The organism is Aminobacter sp. P4_D5 (assembly GCF_056401815.1).
In genome coordinates, this window is record NZ_JBFUIP010001103.1 from 1 (window position 1) to 580 (window position 580).

The window sequence follows — 580 nt, forward strand, 5'->3', positions numbered from 1 at the left end:
TCATAGGAGAGGCCGAGCGGCGCAAGGTGCGAAAAGCCACGCTGAAACACGGGATCGAGCAGGCGTTGTGGCGGGATCCGGCCGAAGCTGGAAACGATCTCGGGATGAGACGTYGTCATGTTGCGGATGCCGCGCAGGCGCCGTGGGGCGGCCGCCAGGTGGGCATCCAGGACCGGACGGACGTCGTCGCCGAGCATGAGGTCGGCCATGCTGACGATGCCCGCCGCGATGCGTGGACCGCCATCTGACAGGGAAGCGTCCGCCACCGCGTTCACGAACTCCGTCTCACCGACGGGGCGCAGCGCGGACGGTCCGTCCGACCGATACATCGAGCGGCACTGGACGAAGACGGTGTCGGTGATGTTATGGCCGTCCCTCAGATCATCCCTGAGGTCCTCGGGCGTGTAGCGCTCGTGGGGGCGATGCCAGATGTGATGATGCGGATCGATGATGGGCAACTGCGCATCGAGGACTGGTTCCTGCACGGCGGCGAGCCAATCCTGGCGCACGGCGATATGAGGAGCAGGGAACTCCGCAGCCGTGATATCGGGCGGCATCGCCATTATACGGACTGCCCGTA

Annotated in this window: 1 pseudogene; it reads right to left on the reverse strand. The window is 65.5% G+C overall.

The annotated features are described in order from the left end of the window. Positions 1-563: pseudogene (locus tag AC1DWF_RS36910) on the reverse strand (amidohydrolase family protein); the annotation flags it as partial. Between the last annotated feature and the right edge of the window lie 17 nt (positions 564-580).